The sequence below is a fragment of the Proteus vulgaris genome (genome assembly GCF_016239305.1).
Lineage (GTDB): Bacteria > Pseudomonadota > Gammaproteobacteria > Enterobacterales > Enterobacteriaceae > Proteus > Proteus vulgaris_C.
In genome coordinates, this window is sequence record NZ_JAEHOQ010000012.1 from 31642 (window position 1) to 48557 (window position 16916).

At 39.9% G+C, this 16916-nt stretch carries 15 protein-coding genes; 12 read left to right on the plus strand and 3 right to left on the minus strand.

Annotated elements, in window-relative coordinates:
* Positions 1 to 36: 36 nt before the first annotated feature.
* Positions 37 to 2088: a bifunctional tRNA (5-methylaminomethyl-2-thiouridine)(34)-methyltransferase MnmD/FAD-dependent 5-carboxymethylaminomethyl-2-thiouridine(34) oxidoreductase MnmC gene (gene mnmC / locus JEP40_RS10320; RefSeq protein ID WP_198623493.1), complete on the minus strand. Its 2052-nt coding sequence runs from the start codon at positions 2086 to 2088 to the stop codon at positions 37 to 39.
* Positions 2089 to 2293: 205 nt separating this feature from the next.
* Here mnmC and fabB point away from each other — a divergent pair, with 205 nt between their 5' ends.
* Positions 2294 to 3505 (plus strand): beta-ketoacyl-ACP synthase I, encoded by a 1212-nt coding sequence (gene fabB / locus JEP40_RS10325; RefSeq protein WP_109407272.1) that lies wholly within the window; start codon positions 2294 to 2296, stop codon positions 3503 to 3505.
* 564 nt (positions 3506 to 4069) lie between these two features.
* On the opposite strand, the gene JEP40_RS10330 is transcribed toward fabB, so the two are convergent.
* On the minus strand, positions 4070 to 4990 hold the full coding sequence (locus tag JEP40_RS10330; protein ID WP_198623494.1) for a DMT family transporter: 921 nt from the start codon (positions 4988 to 4990) through the stop codon (positions 4070 to 4072).
* A 121-nt stretch (positions 4991 to 5111) separates the two neighbouring features.
* Between JEP40_RS10330 and JEP40_RS10335 the strand changes: the two genes are divergently transcribed.
* From JEP40_RS10335 to JEP40_RS10385, 11 genes are all read left to right on the plus strand, one after another.
* A complete protein-coding gene (locus tag JEP40_RS10335; protein WP_198623495.1) occupies positions 5112 to 5894 on the plus strand; it encodes an AraC family transcriptional regulator in 783 nt (260 codons plus the stop codon).
* A gap of 149 nt (positions 5895 to 6043) precedes the next feature.
* Positions 6044 to 7186 (plus strand): 4-phosphoerythronate dehydrogenase PdxB, encoded by a 1143-nt coding sequence (pdxB, locus tag JEP40_RS10340; protein ID WP_198623496.1) that lies wholly within the window; start codon positions 6044 to 6046, stop codon positions 7184 to 7186.
* A gap of 45 nt (positions 7187 to 7231) precedes the next feature.
* Positions 7232 to 8242: an aspartate-semialdehyde dehydrogenase gene (locus JEP40_RS10345; protein ID WP_198623497.1), complete on the plus strand. Its 1011-nt coding sequence runs from the start codon at positions 7232 to 7234 to the stop codon at positions 8240 to 8242.
* Positions 8242 to 9126 carry a tRNA pseudouridine(38-40) synthase TruA gene (truA, locus tag JEP40_RS10350; protein WP_232799237.1) on the plus strand — a complete coding sequence of 295 codons (885 nt, stop codon included), beginning with the start codon at positions 8242 to 8244 and terminating at the stop codon, positions 9124 to 9126. The genes JEP40_RS10345 and truA overlap by 1 nt, the downstream gene beginning before the upstream one ends.
* 45 nt (positions 9127 to 9171) lie before the next feature.
* A complete protein-coding gene (locus tag JEP40_RS10355) occupies positions 9172 to 9852 on the plus strand; it encodes a DedA family protein (RefSeq protein WP_198623537.1) in 681 nt (226 codons plus the stop codon).
* Positions 9853 to 10021: 169 nt separating this feature from the next.
* The gene (gene accD / locus JEP40_RS10360) at positions 10022 to 10984 is read left to right on the plus strand and encodes an acetyl-CoA carboxylase, carboxyltransferase subunit beta (RefSeq protein ID WP_198623498.1); all 963 of its coding nucleotides are present in this window, start codon (positions 10022 to 10024) and stop codon (positions 10982 to 10984) included.
* Complete coding sequence (gene folC / locus JEP40_RS10365) at positions 10977 to 12275, plus strand: bifunctional tetrahydrofolate synthase/dihydrofolate synthase (RefSeq protein WP_198623499.1); 1299 nt, start codon at positions 10977 to 10979, stop codon at positions 12273 to 12275. Before accD ends, folC begins: the two co-directional genes overlap by 8 nt.
* A complete protein-coding gene (gene dedD, locus JEP40_RS10370; protein ID WP_198623500.1) occupies positions 12265 to 12921 on the plus strand; it encodes a cell division protein DedD in 657 nt (218 codons plus the stop codon). The genes folC and dedD overlap by 11 nt, the downstream gene beginning before the upstream one ends.
* Before the next feature lie 184 nt (positions 12922 to 13105).
* Positions 13106 to 13597 (plus strand): colicin V production protein, encoded by a 492-nt coding sequence (gene cvpA, locus JEP40_RS10375; RefSeq protein ID WP_023581692.1) that lies wholly within the window; start codon positions 13106 to 13108, stop codon positions 13595 to 13597.
* 30 nt (positions 13598 to 13627) lie between these two features.
* On the plus strand, positions 13628 to 15145 hold the full coding sequence (gene purF, locus JEP40_RS10380; protein WP_198623501.1) for an amidophosphoribosyltransferase: 1518 nt from the start codon (positions 13628 to 13630) through the stop codon (positions 15143 to 15145).
* Between the two features lie 119 nt (positions 15146 to 15264).
* Positions 15265 to 15846, plus strand: coding sequence for a UbiX family flavin prenyltransferase (locus JEP40_RS10385; RefSeq protein ID WP_006533335.1), 582 nt, complete (start codon positions 15265 to 15267; stop codon positions 15844 to 15846).
* A gap of 130 nt (positions 15847 to 15976) precedes the next feature.
* On the opposite strand, the gene JEP40_RS10390 is transcribed toward JEP40_RS10385, so the two are convergent.
* Positions 15977 to 16882 carry a TIGR01777 family oxidoreductase gene (locus JEP40_RS10390; RefSeq protein WP_198623502.1) on the minus strand — a complete coding sequence of 302 codons (906 nt, stop codon included), beginning with the start codon at positions 16880 to 16882 and terminating at the stop codon, positions 15977 to 15979.
* Positions 16883 to 16916: the final 34 nt, after the last annotated feature.

The window sequence follows — 16916 nt, forward strand, 5'->3', positions numbered from 1 at the left end:
AACCTAGAGTGGTTGCTTATATGCCAACTGGATATGCTATTTTTTTACTTCAATCGCTTTTCCGCGTAGTAATGGTCTTACCCAAAAACGATTAGGGTGTAAGGCATTCAATACACTATCTTCAACCGGAAATGGTTCATTAAAAATCTGGCTTGCGAGAATTTCGGCTGATAACGGCGCTGAACATAATCCACGAGAGCCTAGCGCACTGATAATATAAAGCTGATGATAAGCTGGCGCTAAAACGGGCGTTTGTCTTCTACGCTTAAACCTATCTAAATGAGTGTATGCTAGCAGTAAGTTTTCAAAGTCGGGTACTTCACCTAATAGCGGCAGATGATCGCGTATTGTACAACGAATACCTACTCGTGCATTGTTTTGGCTAAAATCAACATCAAAACACCAGGGGGTATTGGCTAAACAGTGCGTAAGATGATATTGATTGTCTTCTTGCTCCTCACTAGAAATTGTCAAATCTAACCTATCCCGGCGAAAGCTCGCGCCAACACAATGTAAATTATCTTGGTTATCAACAGGGGTAAAATAGCCATCATAACAAAGCACTGTTTTTAGTTTTGATAGTGTCTTTGTAGTTGGAATATGACTAACTTGGCCTCTAACCGCACTAATAGGTAACTTGGCACTTTGGGTAAAGTCAGTAATTCGATGTCCATTTGCCAAAATAACACAATCATGTTGTGATTGAATTTGTGTTACATGATTGTCATTATGATGAACGATATCTAAGCACCAAGATGAACCGTGTTTTATTATCTGCGTAACTTGATGATTAAAATGCAGTATTAAACCCAATTGTTGAGCATATTTTAGCGCTTGAGTGGTTAATTCAGTGGGAGAGAGCCAACCTGCTTGCGGATAAAAAAGCCCTTCGTAATTAATATCTAATCCACATTGGGTATTTATCTCACCTTGAGAAAGGTAACGAGCTATTTCGCGAAAAGATGCAGAATGATTAAGTATCCGTTCTACTTTTTTTCGCACTTTATCATTATAAATAAGTTGAGCAACGCCAGACCATTGGTGAGAAAACATAATGCCAGCTTGACTTAGATTGTCATAAGTACGCCGAGCAAATAAGAAGGCGGTTGTAAAAAATTGCTCTATTTCGTCTGACTTGCCATTTAACAAAGGATATAAAACACCTTGTCGATTACCTGATGCATTTGTTGCGGGTTGTTTGTCTTCACAATATAAGGTGACTTTAGCGCCTCTTCTTAAGCAAGAAAGTGCGATAAAGGTGCTAGCAATACCACCGCCTATAATAGCGATATCTTGTGCTTGTATTGCATGAGGTCGCGCATAATAAGGCAGGTGTTCGGGAGAGGGCGAATGAGGGAATACACCTGTTAACATCTCTCTTTTTTGCCCAAATCCTTTGATTTTTTTTATCTCAAACCCAACACTTTTCAAGCCTCGCTTTACAATACCGGCCGCAGTAAATGTCGAAAATGTACCATTTTCTCTCATTGAATCAGCCATAGATTGAAAGAGCGTTTCACTCCACATTTGTGGATTTTTAGAAGGGGCAAAGCCATCGAGAAACCATGCATCTACTTTATTGTGTAGTGCTTGGCGAGTTTGTGGTAACAAGGCGTTGATATCACCAAACCATAAATCTAGTGTGATTGCCCCATCTGCGAGAACAATACGATGGCAACCCGCGATAGGTAACGGCCATTGAGAACAGAGTGCTTTTGAATACTTTTCAAGTTCAGGCCAATGGTAATGTGCGGATTGTAAATCATTTTTTGTGAGAGGGAATTTTTCAAAGCTAACATAGTGAAGGCGCTTTAAACACGCATTGGGCGATGTTTGCCTAAATTGCTCAAACGCTTGCCACAGTGTTAAAAAATTCAGTCCAGTACCAAACCCTGTTTCTGCAATAACACATTCAGAGCGTACATGTGTACTAAAACGTAATGGAAAATGATTTCCCTGTAAGAATACGTATCGTGTTTCTTCTAGACCATCTTGGTTTGAAAAGTAAATATCGCCAAATTGTTCTGAGATAGGCGTACCAAGTTCATTCCAACTTAAAGATGCGGTATTTATCGGGCTATTATTCACGGAACTGCCTGTATTTCTCCAAAAAATTGTCTAATATCTTAGCGCTGTTAAGTAGGTTGTACCAGCCTTTAAGGGGAAAGTGTTTTATCAGCTTATCTGCATTTTTGTAAAAAAGATCCTGATCGGACTTGTTCAGCGTACAACTGTACGCTAGAGTGCTACTCAGAAATCCCGCAGCTACAACTATTATTGTAAAGAGGTATGAATGAAGCGCGCAGTGATCACGGGTCTGGGTATTGTTTCGAGCATTGGTAATAACCAGAAAGAAGTGCTGGATTCTTTAAAGGAAGGCCGTTCCGGGATAACTTTCTCAGAAGAATTTAAAGAGATGGGGCTTCGTAGCCACATTTGGGGCAACGTTAAGCTTGATACTGAAGGTCTTATTGACCGTAAAATCCGCCGTTTTATGAGCGACGCATCGGTTTATGCCTATTTATCTATGCAAGAAGCGATAGCAGATTCAGGTCTGAGTGAAGACCAAGTTTCTAATATTCGTTCAGGTTTAGTCGTAGGGTCTGGTGGTGGTTCCCCACGTAATCAGGTTCAAGGTTCTGATGGCATGAGAGCAAAAGGTCTACGTGGTGTAGGTCCTTATATGGTGACTCGTGCAATGGCATCAGGTGTTTCAGCGTGTTTAGCAACACCTTTTAAAATTAAAGGCGTTAACTACTCAATCAGTTCTGCTTGTTCAACATCAGCACACTGTATTGGCCACGCCGTTGAGCTTATCCAATTAGGCAAACAAGACGTTGTATTTGCTGGTGGTGGCGAAGAATTAAGTTGGGAAATGACCTGCGAATTTGACGCAATGGGCGCACTTTCAACGAAATATAACGAAACACCAAGTAAAGCTTCTCGTACTTACGATAAAAACCGTGATGGTTTTGTTATCGCCGGTGGCGGTGGTATTGTAGTTGTTGAAGAATTAGAGCACGCATTAGCGCGTGGTGCGCATATTTATGCTGAAGTTGTAGGCTATGGCGCGACTTCCGATGGTGCAGATATGGTTGCTCCTTCAGGTGAAGGTGCTGTGCGTTGTATGCAAATGGCAATGCAAGATGTTGAGAAAGTTGATTACATCAATACACATGGTACTTCAACGCCAGTAGGTGATTTAAAAGAACTGGAAGCTATCACTGAAGTATTTGGTACACACACCCCAGCTATTTCAGCAACTAAAGCGATGACTGGCCACTCATTAGGTGCGGCTGGTGTACATGAAGCAATTTATAGCTTATTGATGTTAGAACATGGTTTTATTGCACCAAGTATTAATATTGAAGAATTAGACGATAAAGCATTGGGTATGAATATCATTACTCAACCAACAGAACAAAAGTTAAACACTGTGATGTCAAATAGCTTTGGTTTTGGTGGCACGAATGCTTCATTAGTGATGAGTAAATATAAAAATTAGTTAATTATACTTATATTTTCTTATTAAAAAAGGCAGGCTTCATTTTAATGGAGTCTGCCTTTTTATTTTAAATTAACCAGGGAAAGTAAATTATTATTCTAATAAAGATATTTTTCGAATAAAAACTATTTAAAAAAGGTTATATAAATAATTTTAAAAAATACCTCGCCTAATAGTTACTTATTTTATTATTCTAATAAAATAGACGGATTTTCATAACTAATTGTTTTAATTGAGTAAATTAAATTAATCGTTTTTTATTTCAATTGTTTAATTTAATTGTAACTAAAATCATTAAATGTTTTGTTTTATATGGAGTTAGGTTAATAGAAAGGACTAATAGGACAAAAAGAACTGTAAAAAATTGATCTGGATTATTTTATTACAAATAAGTAGGAGCTATTTAATATAAAAGTTGGTAATGTTTGCCACGGATACTTGTATTACTTTATATTTTATACTTTGATTTCTTATGTCAGTTTTATTTATTAAATCTAACATCATGAATGTGACCGGCTAAGAATTTAGCCGGCATTTTTTTATTGTTGTCTTTTTGACATTGACTCACATCTCCTGATGACAATCTGCTTTTTTCGTTGCAGACTGACGTCGGAAATTCAGTGGTGTTCTAAGTTGCTGCACTAAGAGCACACCCAGTAATACAATACCACCACCCACTAAATGATAACTATGCATTTCTTCACCAAGAAGTGCGATAGCAATCATTGCTGTAAATAATGGCATTAGGTTCATAAAAATAGAAGTTGTATTCGCACCTAATTTCATCACACCTAAGATCCACAGGTAAGGTGCAAGAATAGAAGCGCCAATCCCCGCAAAAACCACTAACCCAATATTATCTTTCGTTAATGCCACGCTTTCGGCAAGAAAGAAGTTTGGTAATAATAACAGAACACCAAACCCAATTTGAACATAAAGAGATTGCCAATTAGGTAGTGCGATAGACCACCGTTTTGTTAAAACACCATAAAGTGCGTATGATGCTGAAGCAATAAACATCATTAGCTCGCCGTATCCCAATCCTTGAGAAAGTAGCTGAGACGGTTCTCCATGGCTAATTAGCCAGACTAAACCACTAATTGAAAGCACAGTACCGAGCACTATCCCAACAGTAGGTACAACACGTAAAACAAAAATACTGATAATCACAGTCAGTAATGGGATCAACGAGTTCAAGATACCCATAAACGTGGCGCTAACATAATGTGCAGCATAATAAGCTAAGCTTTGGTACATCACCATTCCTAATGCACCAAGAATAAATAATTTCCACCAATATTGTTTGACGGTTTTACGATGGTGCCAAACAGGCATGATCAAAAAAGGCGTCATAATTAAAAAGGCGAGAAACCAACGATAAAAAGAGATAGCCGCAGGATCGATAACAGACGCAGCTGCTTTATTGACGACGGCATTAATGGACCAGATCAGTACCGCTAAAAGCGGAAAAATTGCGTTTTTCATTGTTCTCACATCTATTTTTAAACCAGGTCGCTATTGTATGCCTGTCTGATTAGATATATATAATGAAAACCAGACAACAGATAGGCGAATAAAGACAACATGACAAGAGAACAACATAAAGATGACAATTGAACAACAAAAAATGCAATGGTTATTGTCTGATCCAGATACAGTACGATTTCGTGATGAGCAACTATTAGCTGAAACCGAGTTTGTTTATCATCAACATGACTTTGGTCAGTTGCTTTATGTGATTTCAGGTGTCATGGATTTAGAAGCTGGGGGACAGCGGTTTTTAGCACCGCCCGAATTTAGTGTGTGGATCCCTAAAAATGTAGGGCATGCTAGTTATAACAAAAAAACACTCTCTTTTAAGGTGCTAGATATTGCACCAAGTTGGTGTGAAGGTTTGTTAGATAAACCGTGTTTAATTCAATTAAGTGCTATTTTTTCAACTATATTTTCTGATTTTTTTCATCGTGGTGTCTGTAAACCACAAACAGAAGAAGATTTTCGCTTAGCGCAAGTGTTGATAGATCAACTTAAAGCTTCGCCGATTCATCATACTTACTTACCTTCTTCTAAAGATAAATTACTTGCCCCAATACTTTCTGCATTAGAGCAGGATCCGGCTGACAATACTTCGTTAGAAGAATGGGCTAAAAAACGTTATACCTCAGAAAGAACACTCTCTCGTCGTTGCCAACAAGAACTTGGCATGTCTTTTAGTGAATGGCGTAAACGCTTACGTTTTTTACATGCAATTTCTTTATTAGAACAAGGAAAAAGTGTGAATGAAATTGCGTTTGATGTGGGGTATAGCTCTTCGTCTTCATTTATTGCAATGTTTCAACAATTTGCTGGCACAACGCCAGAACGTTTTCGTCGATTACCTAATTGCTAAGTCTTCTTTTCATATATTTACTTAAAATCTAGGCAGATTTTACTGTCAATAATAGGCTTTGTTGTTAATAAGTGGCAAAATAGACCGCTTAAATTTATTTTTCGGTTGATTGTTTACACACATAAATACCAAATCAGTGGGATAACACAGTGAAAATTCTGGTTGATGAAAACATGCCTTATGCGGAACAACTTTTCCGCCAATTAGGCGAGGTAAAAGCGGTCTCTGGTCGTCCTTTACCTATTGATGAGCTTAATGATTCTGATGCCTTAATGGTGAGATCGATTACTAAAGTCAATGAGACCTTATTATCAGGCAAGCCAGTAAGATTTGTTGGAACGGCAACGGCCGGTTTTGATCATGTGGATATTGCATGGTTAGAGCAACAACAAATTGGTTTTTCATCAGCACCAGGTTGTAATGCTATTGCTGTTGTTGAATATGTATTTTCTGCACTGATGATGCTCGCAGAGCAAGACGGCTTTCAATTAACTGATAAAGTTGTTGGTATTGTGGGTGTGGGTAATGTAGGTGGACGGTTAGCTACACGTTTACGAGCATTGGGTGTGGATGTATTACTTTGCGATCCACCTAGAGCAGATAACGGTGATAATGAAGAATTTCATTCATTGGAAACGTTATTAGAAAAAGCGGACATTCTGACTTTCCATACACCTCTCAATAAATCAGGCCTATACAAAAGTTATCATTTAATTAATGAGAGCAACCTCGAAAAATTACCTGAAGGACGTATTTTAATTAATGCGAGCCGTGGTGAGGTTATTGATAATCAAGCACTATTGTCTGTACTTGAGAAAGGTAAATCCTTGCGTGTGGTATTAGATGTTTGGGAGCCAGAGCCCGATCTCTCTATTGAATTATTAAATAAAGTCGATATAGGCACTCCACATATTGCGGGTTATACCTTAGAAGGTAAAGCGCGTGGCACAACACAAGTATTTGAAGCTTATTGTGATTTTATTGGACAGTCTCAACAGGTTGAATTATCAACCTTGTTACCGGCACCGACTATCTCAACAATTTCAGTACAAGGTGAGCTAACACAAACGTTATTAAAACAACTGATCCACCTTGTTTATGATGTGCGTCGTGATGATGCACCATTACGAAAAGTGGCAGGCGTAAAAGGAGAGTTTGATAAATTACGCAAACTTTATCCTGTACGTCGTGAATGGTCTTCACTGCATGTGATTTGTGATAACCAAGCCACAGCCAATACATTAAACGCGATTGGTTTTAGTGCTACATGCAAAAGTGCTACACACAAATAAAGTACAACATTATTTTAAAAATTTTATGGTATTGGAGGATATCTTATGGGAGAAGGTTGGAATATTGCTGTTGTTGGTGCAACAGGCGCTGTTGGTGAAGCTATTTTAGAGCTGTTGCAAGAGCGTGAATTTCCCATTGGTGAACTGACGGCAATCGCGAGTGAAGACAGTATTGGAAAGTCTGTGCGTGTAAACAGCAAAAGTGTTGCTGTTCAAGGTATTCACAATATTGAGTGGGCAGATATTCAATTAGCTTTCTTTGCTGCCCCGACAGAAATTAGTGCGCAATATGCACAACAAGCAGCAGACTCAGGCTGTATCGTCATTGATTGTAGTGGCATATTTGCCATGGATTGGGATGTACCACTGATTGTCCCCGGCGTGAATAGCTCCATGCTTGCAGAATATCGTACCCGTAATATTGTCTCTATTGCTGACAGCATGGTAAGCCAATTGCTACGCGCGATTAATCCATTAACAGAAGCTGCTGGCTTAACACGCCTTAGTGTGACCAATTTAATGTCTGTCTCCCGTTTGGGAAAACAAGCGGTTGATGAACTTGCTGGACAAAGTGCTCGTTTACTTAATGGTATTCCACCTGAATTGGGCCGTTTTAATAAGCAACTGGCCTTTAATATTCTACCGCTTATGGTTGATGACGAAGGTTCAGTACAAGAAGAGCGTCGTATGGTTGACCAAATTCGTAAAATCTTACAAGACGAAGGTCTTCCCATTTCTATCACAACATTACAGGCTCCAGTTTTCTATGGTAATGCGCAATCAGTGCAATTAGAAACATCACGCCCAATGGGGAGCGATGAAGCGCGAGAAACATTGCAAGAAAATGAAGATCTGAGTATCAGTGATGAAAATGATTTTCCAACACAAGTGACTGATGCTTCCGGGAATGTGAACCTAAATTTAGGTTGCTTCCGTAATGATTATGGTATGCCAGAAGCCTTACAATTTTGGTCAGTAGCAGATAATGTGCGCTTTGGTGGGGCATTAATGGCCGTTGAAGTAGCAGAACAATTAATGCAGGAGCAGTTTTACTAATGAATGCGCCATTGAGTGCTGCCGTTGCAGAACAACCCTTGACTGAGTCAACGGTTATTTCTGAAAGCACAACAATCAAAATCGCGTTAGGCGTTGAGTATGATGGTAGCCGTTATTATGGCTGGCAACGCCAAAATGAAGTGCGCAGTGTACAAGAACGGTTAGAAAAAGCACTTTCACAAGTGGCTAATGAGCCGATATCAGTTTTTTGTGCAGGAAGAACAGATGCTGGTGTGCACGCAACAGGGCAAGTTGTTCATTTTGAAACAACCGCGCACCGCAAAGATCCCGCATGGACTATGGGTGTTAATACCCATTTACCGGCAGATATCGCTGTACGTTGGGTAAAAACGGTTTCTGATGATTTCCATGCACGTTTTAGTGCAACGGCAAGACGTTATCGTTATGTGATTTTTAATCATCGCTACCGTCCCGCTATATTATCATCGGGTGTGACACATTTTCATTATCCTTTAGACGCTGAGCGTATGCACCAAGCCGCACAATGTTTACTGGGTGAAAATGATTTTACCTCATTTAGAGCCGTCCAATGTCAATCACGAACGCCGTGGCGTAACGTTATGCATGTTAATGTTTCTCGATATGGTGATTATGTTGTGGTGGATATTAAAGCGAATGCTTTTGTACACCATATGGTGCGAAATATTGTCGGTAGCCTTTTAGAAATAGGGTGTGGCAATCAGGATATTACTTGGATGGCTGAACTATTAGCCTTAAAAGATAGAACCAAAGCAGCAGCAACGGCTAAAGCGAATGGCTTGTATTTGGTAGCTGTCGATTATCCTGAGCATTTTGAATTACCAAAACCTGCAATGGGTCCGCTATTTTTAGCGGATAACCCTATTGAGATATCTCAATCATAAAAACGCCCAGCTCTCTGAGGATTTATGGAATTATTAACGCAATTTATTGATTTAATAAAATTTCTAATTGATTTTATTTTACATATTGATGCGCATTTAGCAGAGCTTGTCGCTCAATATGGTACGTGGGTCTATGCCATTTTGTTTCTGATTGTTTTTTGTGAAACAGGGCTGGTGGTAACGCCATTTTTACCTGGTGATTCATTACTGTTTGTTGCTGGTGCGTTAGCTTCTTTAGATACCAATGATGTGAATGTCCATATTATTGTTTTACTGTTGCTTTGTGCCGCGATTTTAGGTGATGCAGTGAACTATTCTATAGGGCGACTTTTTGGCGAAAAGCTATTTAGTAAGCCGAATTCACGTATTTTCCGTCGTGAATATCTGGATAAAACCCATGCTTTTTATGAAAAACATGGTGGTAAAGCGATTATTTTGGCAAGATTCGTGCCGATTATCCGAACTTTTGCGCCATTCGTTGCAGGAATGGGAAAAATGTCATATCGTCATTTTGCCTTTTATAATGTTACTGGGGCAATTGCATGGGTACTGCTATTTACTTATGCAGGATACTTTTTTGGTGACTTAGATATAGTTCAAAAGAACTTAAAATTGCTAATTGTTGCCATTATTGTTATTTCTATTTTACCGGGCGTCATTGAGATCATACGCCATCGCAGAGCGAGCGCAAAAGCGAAGAAAGAAAGTGATAGCAAAGAGGTTTGAGCAGTTATCATTAGTTTTTGCCGTAGAATAGCCATAATAAAGAGATGCGCTGAAATTCAGTAAGCGGTATCATCATAAACTTTGCTAACCACACAGCCAGTGCATTGTGGTTGATACGCTCACAATAATTTTACTGGCGAAGGTCAGATTCAGACGAAAAGGTCCGTTAATGAGCTGGATTGAAAAAATTCTAAATAAAAGCACTATTACAAGTTCACGTAAAGCCAATATCCCAGAAGGGGTTTGGACTAAATGTGATAGCTGTGGACAGGTACTCTATCGCGCAGAATTAGAGCGTAATTTAGAGGTTTGTCCTAAATGTGATCACCATATGCGCATTTCAGCGCGCCGTCGCCTTGAGACTTTCCTTGATACAGGAAGTACCACAGAATTAGGTAGTGAATTAGAACCTAAAGATATTCTGAAATTCCGCGATTCCAAAAAATATAAAGACAGAATTAGTGCTGCCCAAAAGCAAACTCAGGAAAAAGACGCATTAATCGTCATGAAAGGAACATTGAAAAAGATGCCAGTTGTTGTTGCCTCTTTTGAGTTTGCTTTTATGGGCGGTTCTATGGCCTCTGTTGTGGGAGCACGTTTTGTCCGTGCTGTTGAACAAGCGCTGGAAGATAATTGTCCTCTGATTTGCTTCTCTGCAAGTGGCGGTGCTCGTATGCAAGAAGCGCTGATGTCATTAATGCAAATGGCAAAAACTAGTGCAGCATTAGCAAAAATGCAAGAACGTGGTTTGCCTTATATTTCAGTGATGACTGACCCTACAATGGGCGGTGTTTCTGCAAGTTTAGCCATGTTAGGAGATATTAACGTTGCGGAGCCTAAAGCACTGATTGGTTTTGCAGGCCCTCGCGTTATTGAGCAAACTGTACGTGAAAAACTGCCCGCAGGTTTCCAACGTAGTGAGTTTCTGTTAGAAAAAGGGGCGATTGATATGATTGTTCGTCGTCCAGAAATGCGTGATGAGCTGGCTGAATTACTGGCTAAGCTGACTCAATATGATTTAGTTGAAGATGAAGATGAAATTATTGGCGAAGAAATGATTGCTGATGAAATCGAATCTACTGATAACGAGCCAGAAATTAACATCGAAACGAATAAAAAAGAAGATGTCTAATATCATAACTGCTCCTAAAGCCACATCGCCTCTGTCGATGTGGCTTTCTTATCTTGAACACTTACATTCAAGCGCCATTGATATGGGGTTAGAACGTGTAGGCAAGGTAGGAAAATTATTAAATGTGTTACGTCCTGCACCTAAAGTTATTACTGTTTCAGGTACAAATGGAAAAGGCACAACCTGTCATATGTTAGAGTCAATCTTGATGGCATCAGGATTGAAAGTCGGCGTTTATAGCTCCCCTCATCTTGTTCGTTACACAGAACGTGTACGCATTCAAGGCAAAGAACTCCCAGAAAACGCTTTTTGTGAAGTATTTGCTGAGATTGAACAAGCTAGAGGCGATATATCGCTCACTTTTTTTGAATATGGCACACTTGCAGCACTGAAATTATTTCAGCAAGCTCAGCTTGATATTGTGATCCTTGAAGTGGGATTAGGGGGGCGATTAGATGCCACGAATATCGTCGATGCTGATATTGCTGCTATCACAAGTATTGCACTTGATCATACGGATTGGTTAGGAGCCGATAGAGAACATATTGGTCATGAGAAAGCGGGTATCTTCCGCGCTAACCACTATGCTGTGGTAGGTGAGCCAGATATGCCTCATTCCATAGCGCTTGTGGCGAATGAAAAACAAGCTAAACTTTTTCGTCGTGAGGCTGATTGGACGTTTGCTATTGAAGGTGATCATTGGCAGTGGCATTGTGCTGATTGTGAATTTAATGCGTTACCAATCCCTAATATTCCGTTAGCTAATGCGGCAACAGCGATGGGTGTTATTCGTTGCTTGCTCAAATCTGATGATAAAATTAGCCAAGCAATCACACACCAAAGTATTATTGAAGGCATGTCTCGCGCACAATTACCGGGGCGTTTTCAGGTGATTTCACAACACCCTCTGGTTATCTTTGATGTGGCGCATAATCCTCATGCAGCAGGATATTTAGCTGAAAAATTATCACAATTACCGCGTAAATCTGATACCAAAGTACATATTGTTGTTGGTATGCTAGGTGATAAAGATATTGCGGGAACATTAGCGTGCTTAACACCTTTAACGGATAGTTGGTATGTTGCTCCACTTAATGAATTTCGTGGCGCTTCGGCGGATGTACTTGCCCAACATCTTGAAAATCCATCGGTATTTGAGAGTGTAGAGACCGCATGGAAACAAGCTATGTCCGATGCTAATCCTAATGATATCGTCGTGGTTTGTGGCTCATTTCATACAGTCGCACATGTGATGGAACTTTTAGAAAAGGAGAGTGTGGGTGGCGAGTAAATTTCAAAATCGCTTAGTCGGAGCCGTGGTATTAGTGGCTGTAGGGGTTATTTTTTTACCTGCGTTGCTTGACGGCGATAAGAAATATAACGAAGACCAATTTGCCGCTATACCTTTAGTACCAAAACCGGGTGATGAACAAGAAATTGAATCTATTGCACCTATAGAGCAAACAACAACGCCTTCAACACCATCAGAAGGCGCTTCTGAAGCAATGCTTTCTGAAGCAGTCACAGGTGTTGAACAACCTACGGCAACAACACCACAACCGTCAACCGTTGTTCCTGTTTCGCCACCAGTACAACCAACGCCGACACTACCTGCACAGCCAACACCTGTACCACCTGTGGTCACGCCACCTGTACAACCACCAGCACCTCCTGTACAAGAAACGAAACCACCAAAAGGCGAAGCTTGGGTTGTTCAATTAGGTGCATTGAAAAATGCAGCGAAGGTAGAAGAAATTATTGCGAAAATGCATTTTTCAGGTTATCCGGTATATACCGTACCTGCGCGTCCTGTAGCTGGTCAAATGACTCGAATTTATATTGGGCCAAGTGCGTCTAAATCTGAATTACAGGCCATTTTGCCTCATTTAAAAGAGCTTACAGGCCTACAAGGTGAGGTAAGGGCATATAAGCCTTAATTTTTCTAAACGTGTCATCTGATGAGTGATGTAACAAAACGTTAACTTATTGCGGCGATTATGATTTTTCATATCGCCGTAAATTATTTTGAAATTAGCGAAAATTAGCATTACGCAAACGTTTTCGTTTTCTGTTAGAATGCTTCCGTATTAATGCGGAGCATCATTATTGGATAAAGAATTTATGGTCTGGATAGATTACGCCATCATTGCCATTATTGGTTTTTCCGCATTAGTCAGCCTGATCCGTGGCTTTGTTCGTGAAGCTTTGTCACTCATCACCTGGGGTTGTGGTTTCTTTGTTGCTAGTCAGTTTTATCCTTATCTTGCCGTCTATTTTACCCGGTTTGAAGATGAGCTGGTTCGTAACGGGATTGCAATAGTCACTTTGTTTATTGCGACACTGATTGTTGGTGCTGTTGTGAACTATGTGATTAGCTCTCTTGTTCAACGCACAGGGTTATCAGGTACAGATCGAGTTTTGGGGGTCTGTTTCGGGGCATTAAGAGGCGTGCTGATCGTGTCAGCATTATTGTTTGTTTTAGGTGCTTTTACGCCTATGGCAGATAGCGCTGATTGGCAACGTTCTGAACTTATTCCTCAATTCAACCATATTATTAGGTGGTTCTTTGACTACCTGCAAAATGCGTCAAGTTTCGTGTCGGAGAGAATATAACCTCTCCGTCTGGCTGATGAGGATCTATTCATGTGCGGTATTGTCGGTATCGCTGGAGCGAATCCAGTAAACCAATCAATTTATGATGCGTTAACGGTGTTACAACACCGAGGTCAAGATGCAGCTGGCATTGCAACGATAGACGGTAACAACGGTTTCCGTCTCCGCAAAGCTAACGGACTGGTTAAAGATGTGTTTGAAACCCGTCATATGTTGCGTTTAAAAGGTACTATCGGGATAGGGCATGTCCGTTATCCAACAGCGGGTAGTTCTAGTGCATCAGAAGCGCAGCCTTTTTATGTAAATTCACCTTTTGGTATTACGTTGGCGCATAATGGTAATTTAACCAATGCGCATTTATTACGTCGCCAACTATTTGAAACAGCGCGTCGCCATATCAATACCACTTCTGATTCAGAAATACTGCTTAATGTATTAGCATATGAATTAGATCGTTTTGACCATTTCCCTCTAGAGCCTGATAATATTTTTGCTGCAGTTGCAGCAATGCATAAAAAGTTACGTGGTGCTTATGCTTGCGTTGCGTTGATCATCGGTCATGGTTTATTAGCTTTTCGTGATCCCTTTGGTATTCGTCCTTTAGTACTCGGTAAGCGTACATTAGGAGATGGTAGCCATGAATATATGGTCGCATCTGAAAGTGTTGCATTAGATACTTTAGGCTTTGAGTTCTTGCGTGATGTTGCACCCGGTGAAGCGGTTTATATCACAGAACAAGGACAACTCTTTACCCGCCAATGTGCTGAAAATCCGCAATTAATGCCTTGTCTATTTGAGTATGTTTATTTTGCTCGCCCAGATTCCTTTATTGATAAAATTTCTGTTTATAATGCGCGTTTGCGTATGGGGCAAAAATTAGGCGCTAAAATTGCGAAAGAGTGGGAAGATTTACAAATTGATGTGGTTATTCCTATTCCTGAAACCTCTTGTGATATCGCGTTAGAAATCGCTCATATTCTTAATAAGCCGTATCGCCAAGGCTTTGTAAAAAATCGCTATGTGGGGCGTACTTTTATTATGCCCGGTCAACAAGAACGTCGTAAGTCAGTAAGACGTAAATTGAATGCAAATCGTGCAGAGTTTCGTGATAAAAATGTTTTATTGATTGATGACTCTATTGTTCGTGGTACAACGTCAGAGCAAATCGTCGAGTTAGCAAGAGAAGCGGGGGCGAAGAAAGTCTATTTTGCTTCAGCAGCACCAGAAGTTCGCTTCCCTAATGTGTATGGCATTGATATGCCAAATGCCAATGAACTTATTGCCCATGGGCGTGAAGTGGATGAAATTCGTAAATTAATTGGTGCTGATGGTCTTATCTTCCAAGATCTCTCTGATTTAATTGCCGCCGTACAAGAAGAAAATCCTGATATTAGTCAGTTTGAATGTTCTGTATTTGATGGTGTTTATATAACGAAAGATATCGACCAAGATTATTTAGATTATTTAGAAAATCTTCGTCGTGATGATGAACATAAAATTCGTGATCAAAATGAGATAGAAAACTTGGAAATCTATAACGAAGGTTAGTTTTTCGGTAAGATAATACCTTTATAAAGCGTCGATGCTAGTGTGTTCTGCATCGACGCTTGTTTTTTTAGGGGTAATCATCATAATGATTTATGTTGATATATATTCTGAGGATTATAATGAAAAAGCTGATAGTTGGGCTAACCGGTGCCAGTGGTGCAATTTATGGTATACGTTTATTAGAAATTCTGAAATCTGTGCCGTCAGTTGAAACCCATTTAGTGATTAGCCAAGCTGCTCGCCGTACTATTTCATTAGAAACTGATTATTCGCTAAAAGATATCCATGCTTTAGCCGATGTGATTTATGACGATCGCGATATTGGCGCATCAATTTCTTCAGGATCGTTTCGTGTCAATGGGATGGTAATTTTACCTTGCTCAATCAAAAGTTTATCAGGGATTGTTCATAGTTATACCGATACTTTAGTCACTCGTGCCGCCGATGTTGTGCTGAAAGAAGGGCGTAAATTGGTGTTATGTGTACGTGAAACGCCTCTGCATTTAGGCCATTTGCGTTTAATGACACAAGCGTCGGAATTAGGTGCAGTGATTATGCCCCCTGTTCCAGCTTTCTATTTTCAACCTAAAACCATTGATGACATTGTCAATCAAACGGTTAATCGTGTACTCGATCAGTTTGAGATTGATTTGCCTGATGATTTATTCCAAAGGTGGGAAGGAGATAAACCTGCTCGATAAATCCCTTCGTCATACTTCAAGTTGTAGCGTTGTTGACAGCGTTCACTTGTCACCTAGCTACAGCTTGAATTATTTAGAGTATCTATTTGGTAGAATATCTATTCCAACCTGTTGAGAATAGAAAAAGAGATTATTTTCCTGTGGTTATAATATCTTTTAATGCCTCTTCCAAATGTGGGTAACGAAACTCAAAGCCAGCATTAAGTAATTTTTCAGGAATGGCTCGTTGCCCGCCCAATACTAACGTGGCACTTTCTCCCATCACTAAGCGTAATATACTTTCAGGAACGGTCATTAAGGCTGGGCGATTAAACGCTTTTCCTAATAGGCGAGTAAATTCTTTATTTTGTACAGGGTTAGGCGCTGTTAAGTTAAAAGCGCCTTGAGTATCTTGAGTCTTAAGTAAGAAAACAATCGCACTGACCATATCATCAATATGGATCCACGGCATATACTGTTTTCCGCTTCCCAATTTGCCACCTAATCCTAACTTAAAGGGTTTACTCATTTTAGGAAGTGCGCCACCTAATGTTGAAAGTACAATTCCTGTACGTAATAAGCAAACACGTGTTAATGGTGTTTGTGCTTCAAGTGCAATACGTTCCCACTTAGCACAGAGCTCATGTGTAAATTCAGGGTTTGCTGGCGTCTGTTCAGTGACTTGCAATTCACCTTGGTCACCATAAAAACCAACCGCAGAGCCAGAAATAAAAACAGTAGGGGGAGAGTCGCTGGCTTTAATTAACTCAACTAATTGTTGGGTTAAATCACAACGACTGTTAATGAGTTTTTGCTTTTGAGCAGGTGTCCAACGGTTATCGGCAATGGGTTCTCCAGCAAGATTAATGATTGCATCAAACTCATTAAGATTTTGTTTATCACTGAGTTGAGTCCAACAGGTGATTTCATTACAAAAATGGGAATAGACTTTTTGAGGTGAGCGAGAAAGCACTGTAATATCATTATTAGACAGTGCGAGTTCGCACACCAATGCTTTGCCAATTAATCCTGTACCACCTGTGATAAGTATTTTCATCACCGTCCTCCTGATCATTTTGCCTAATAAAGAA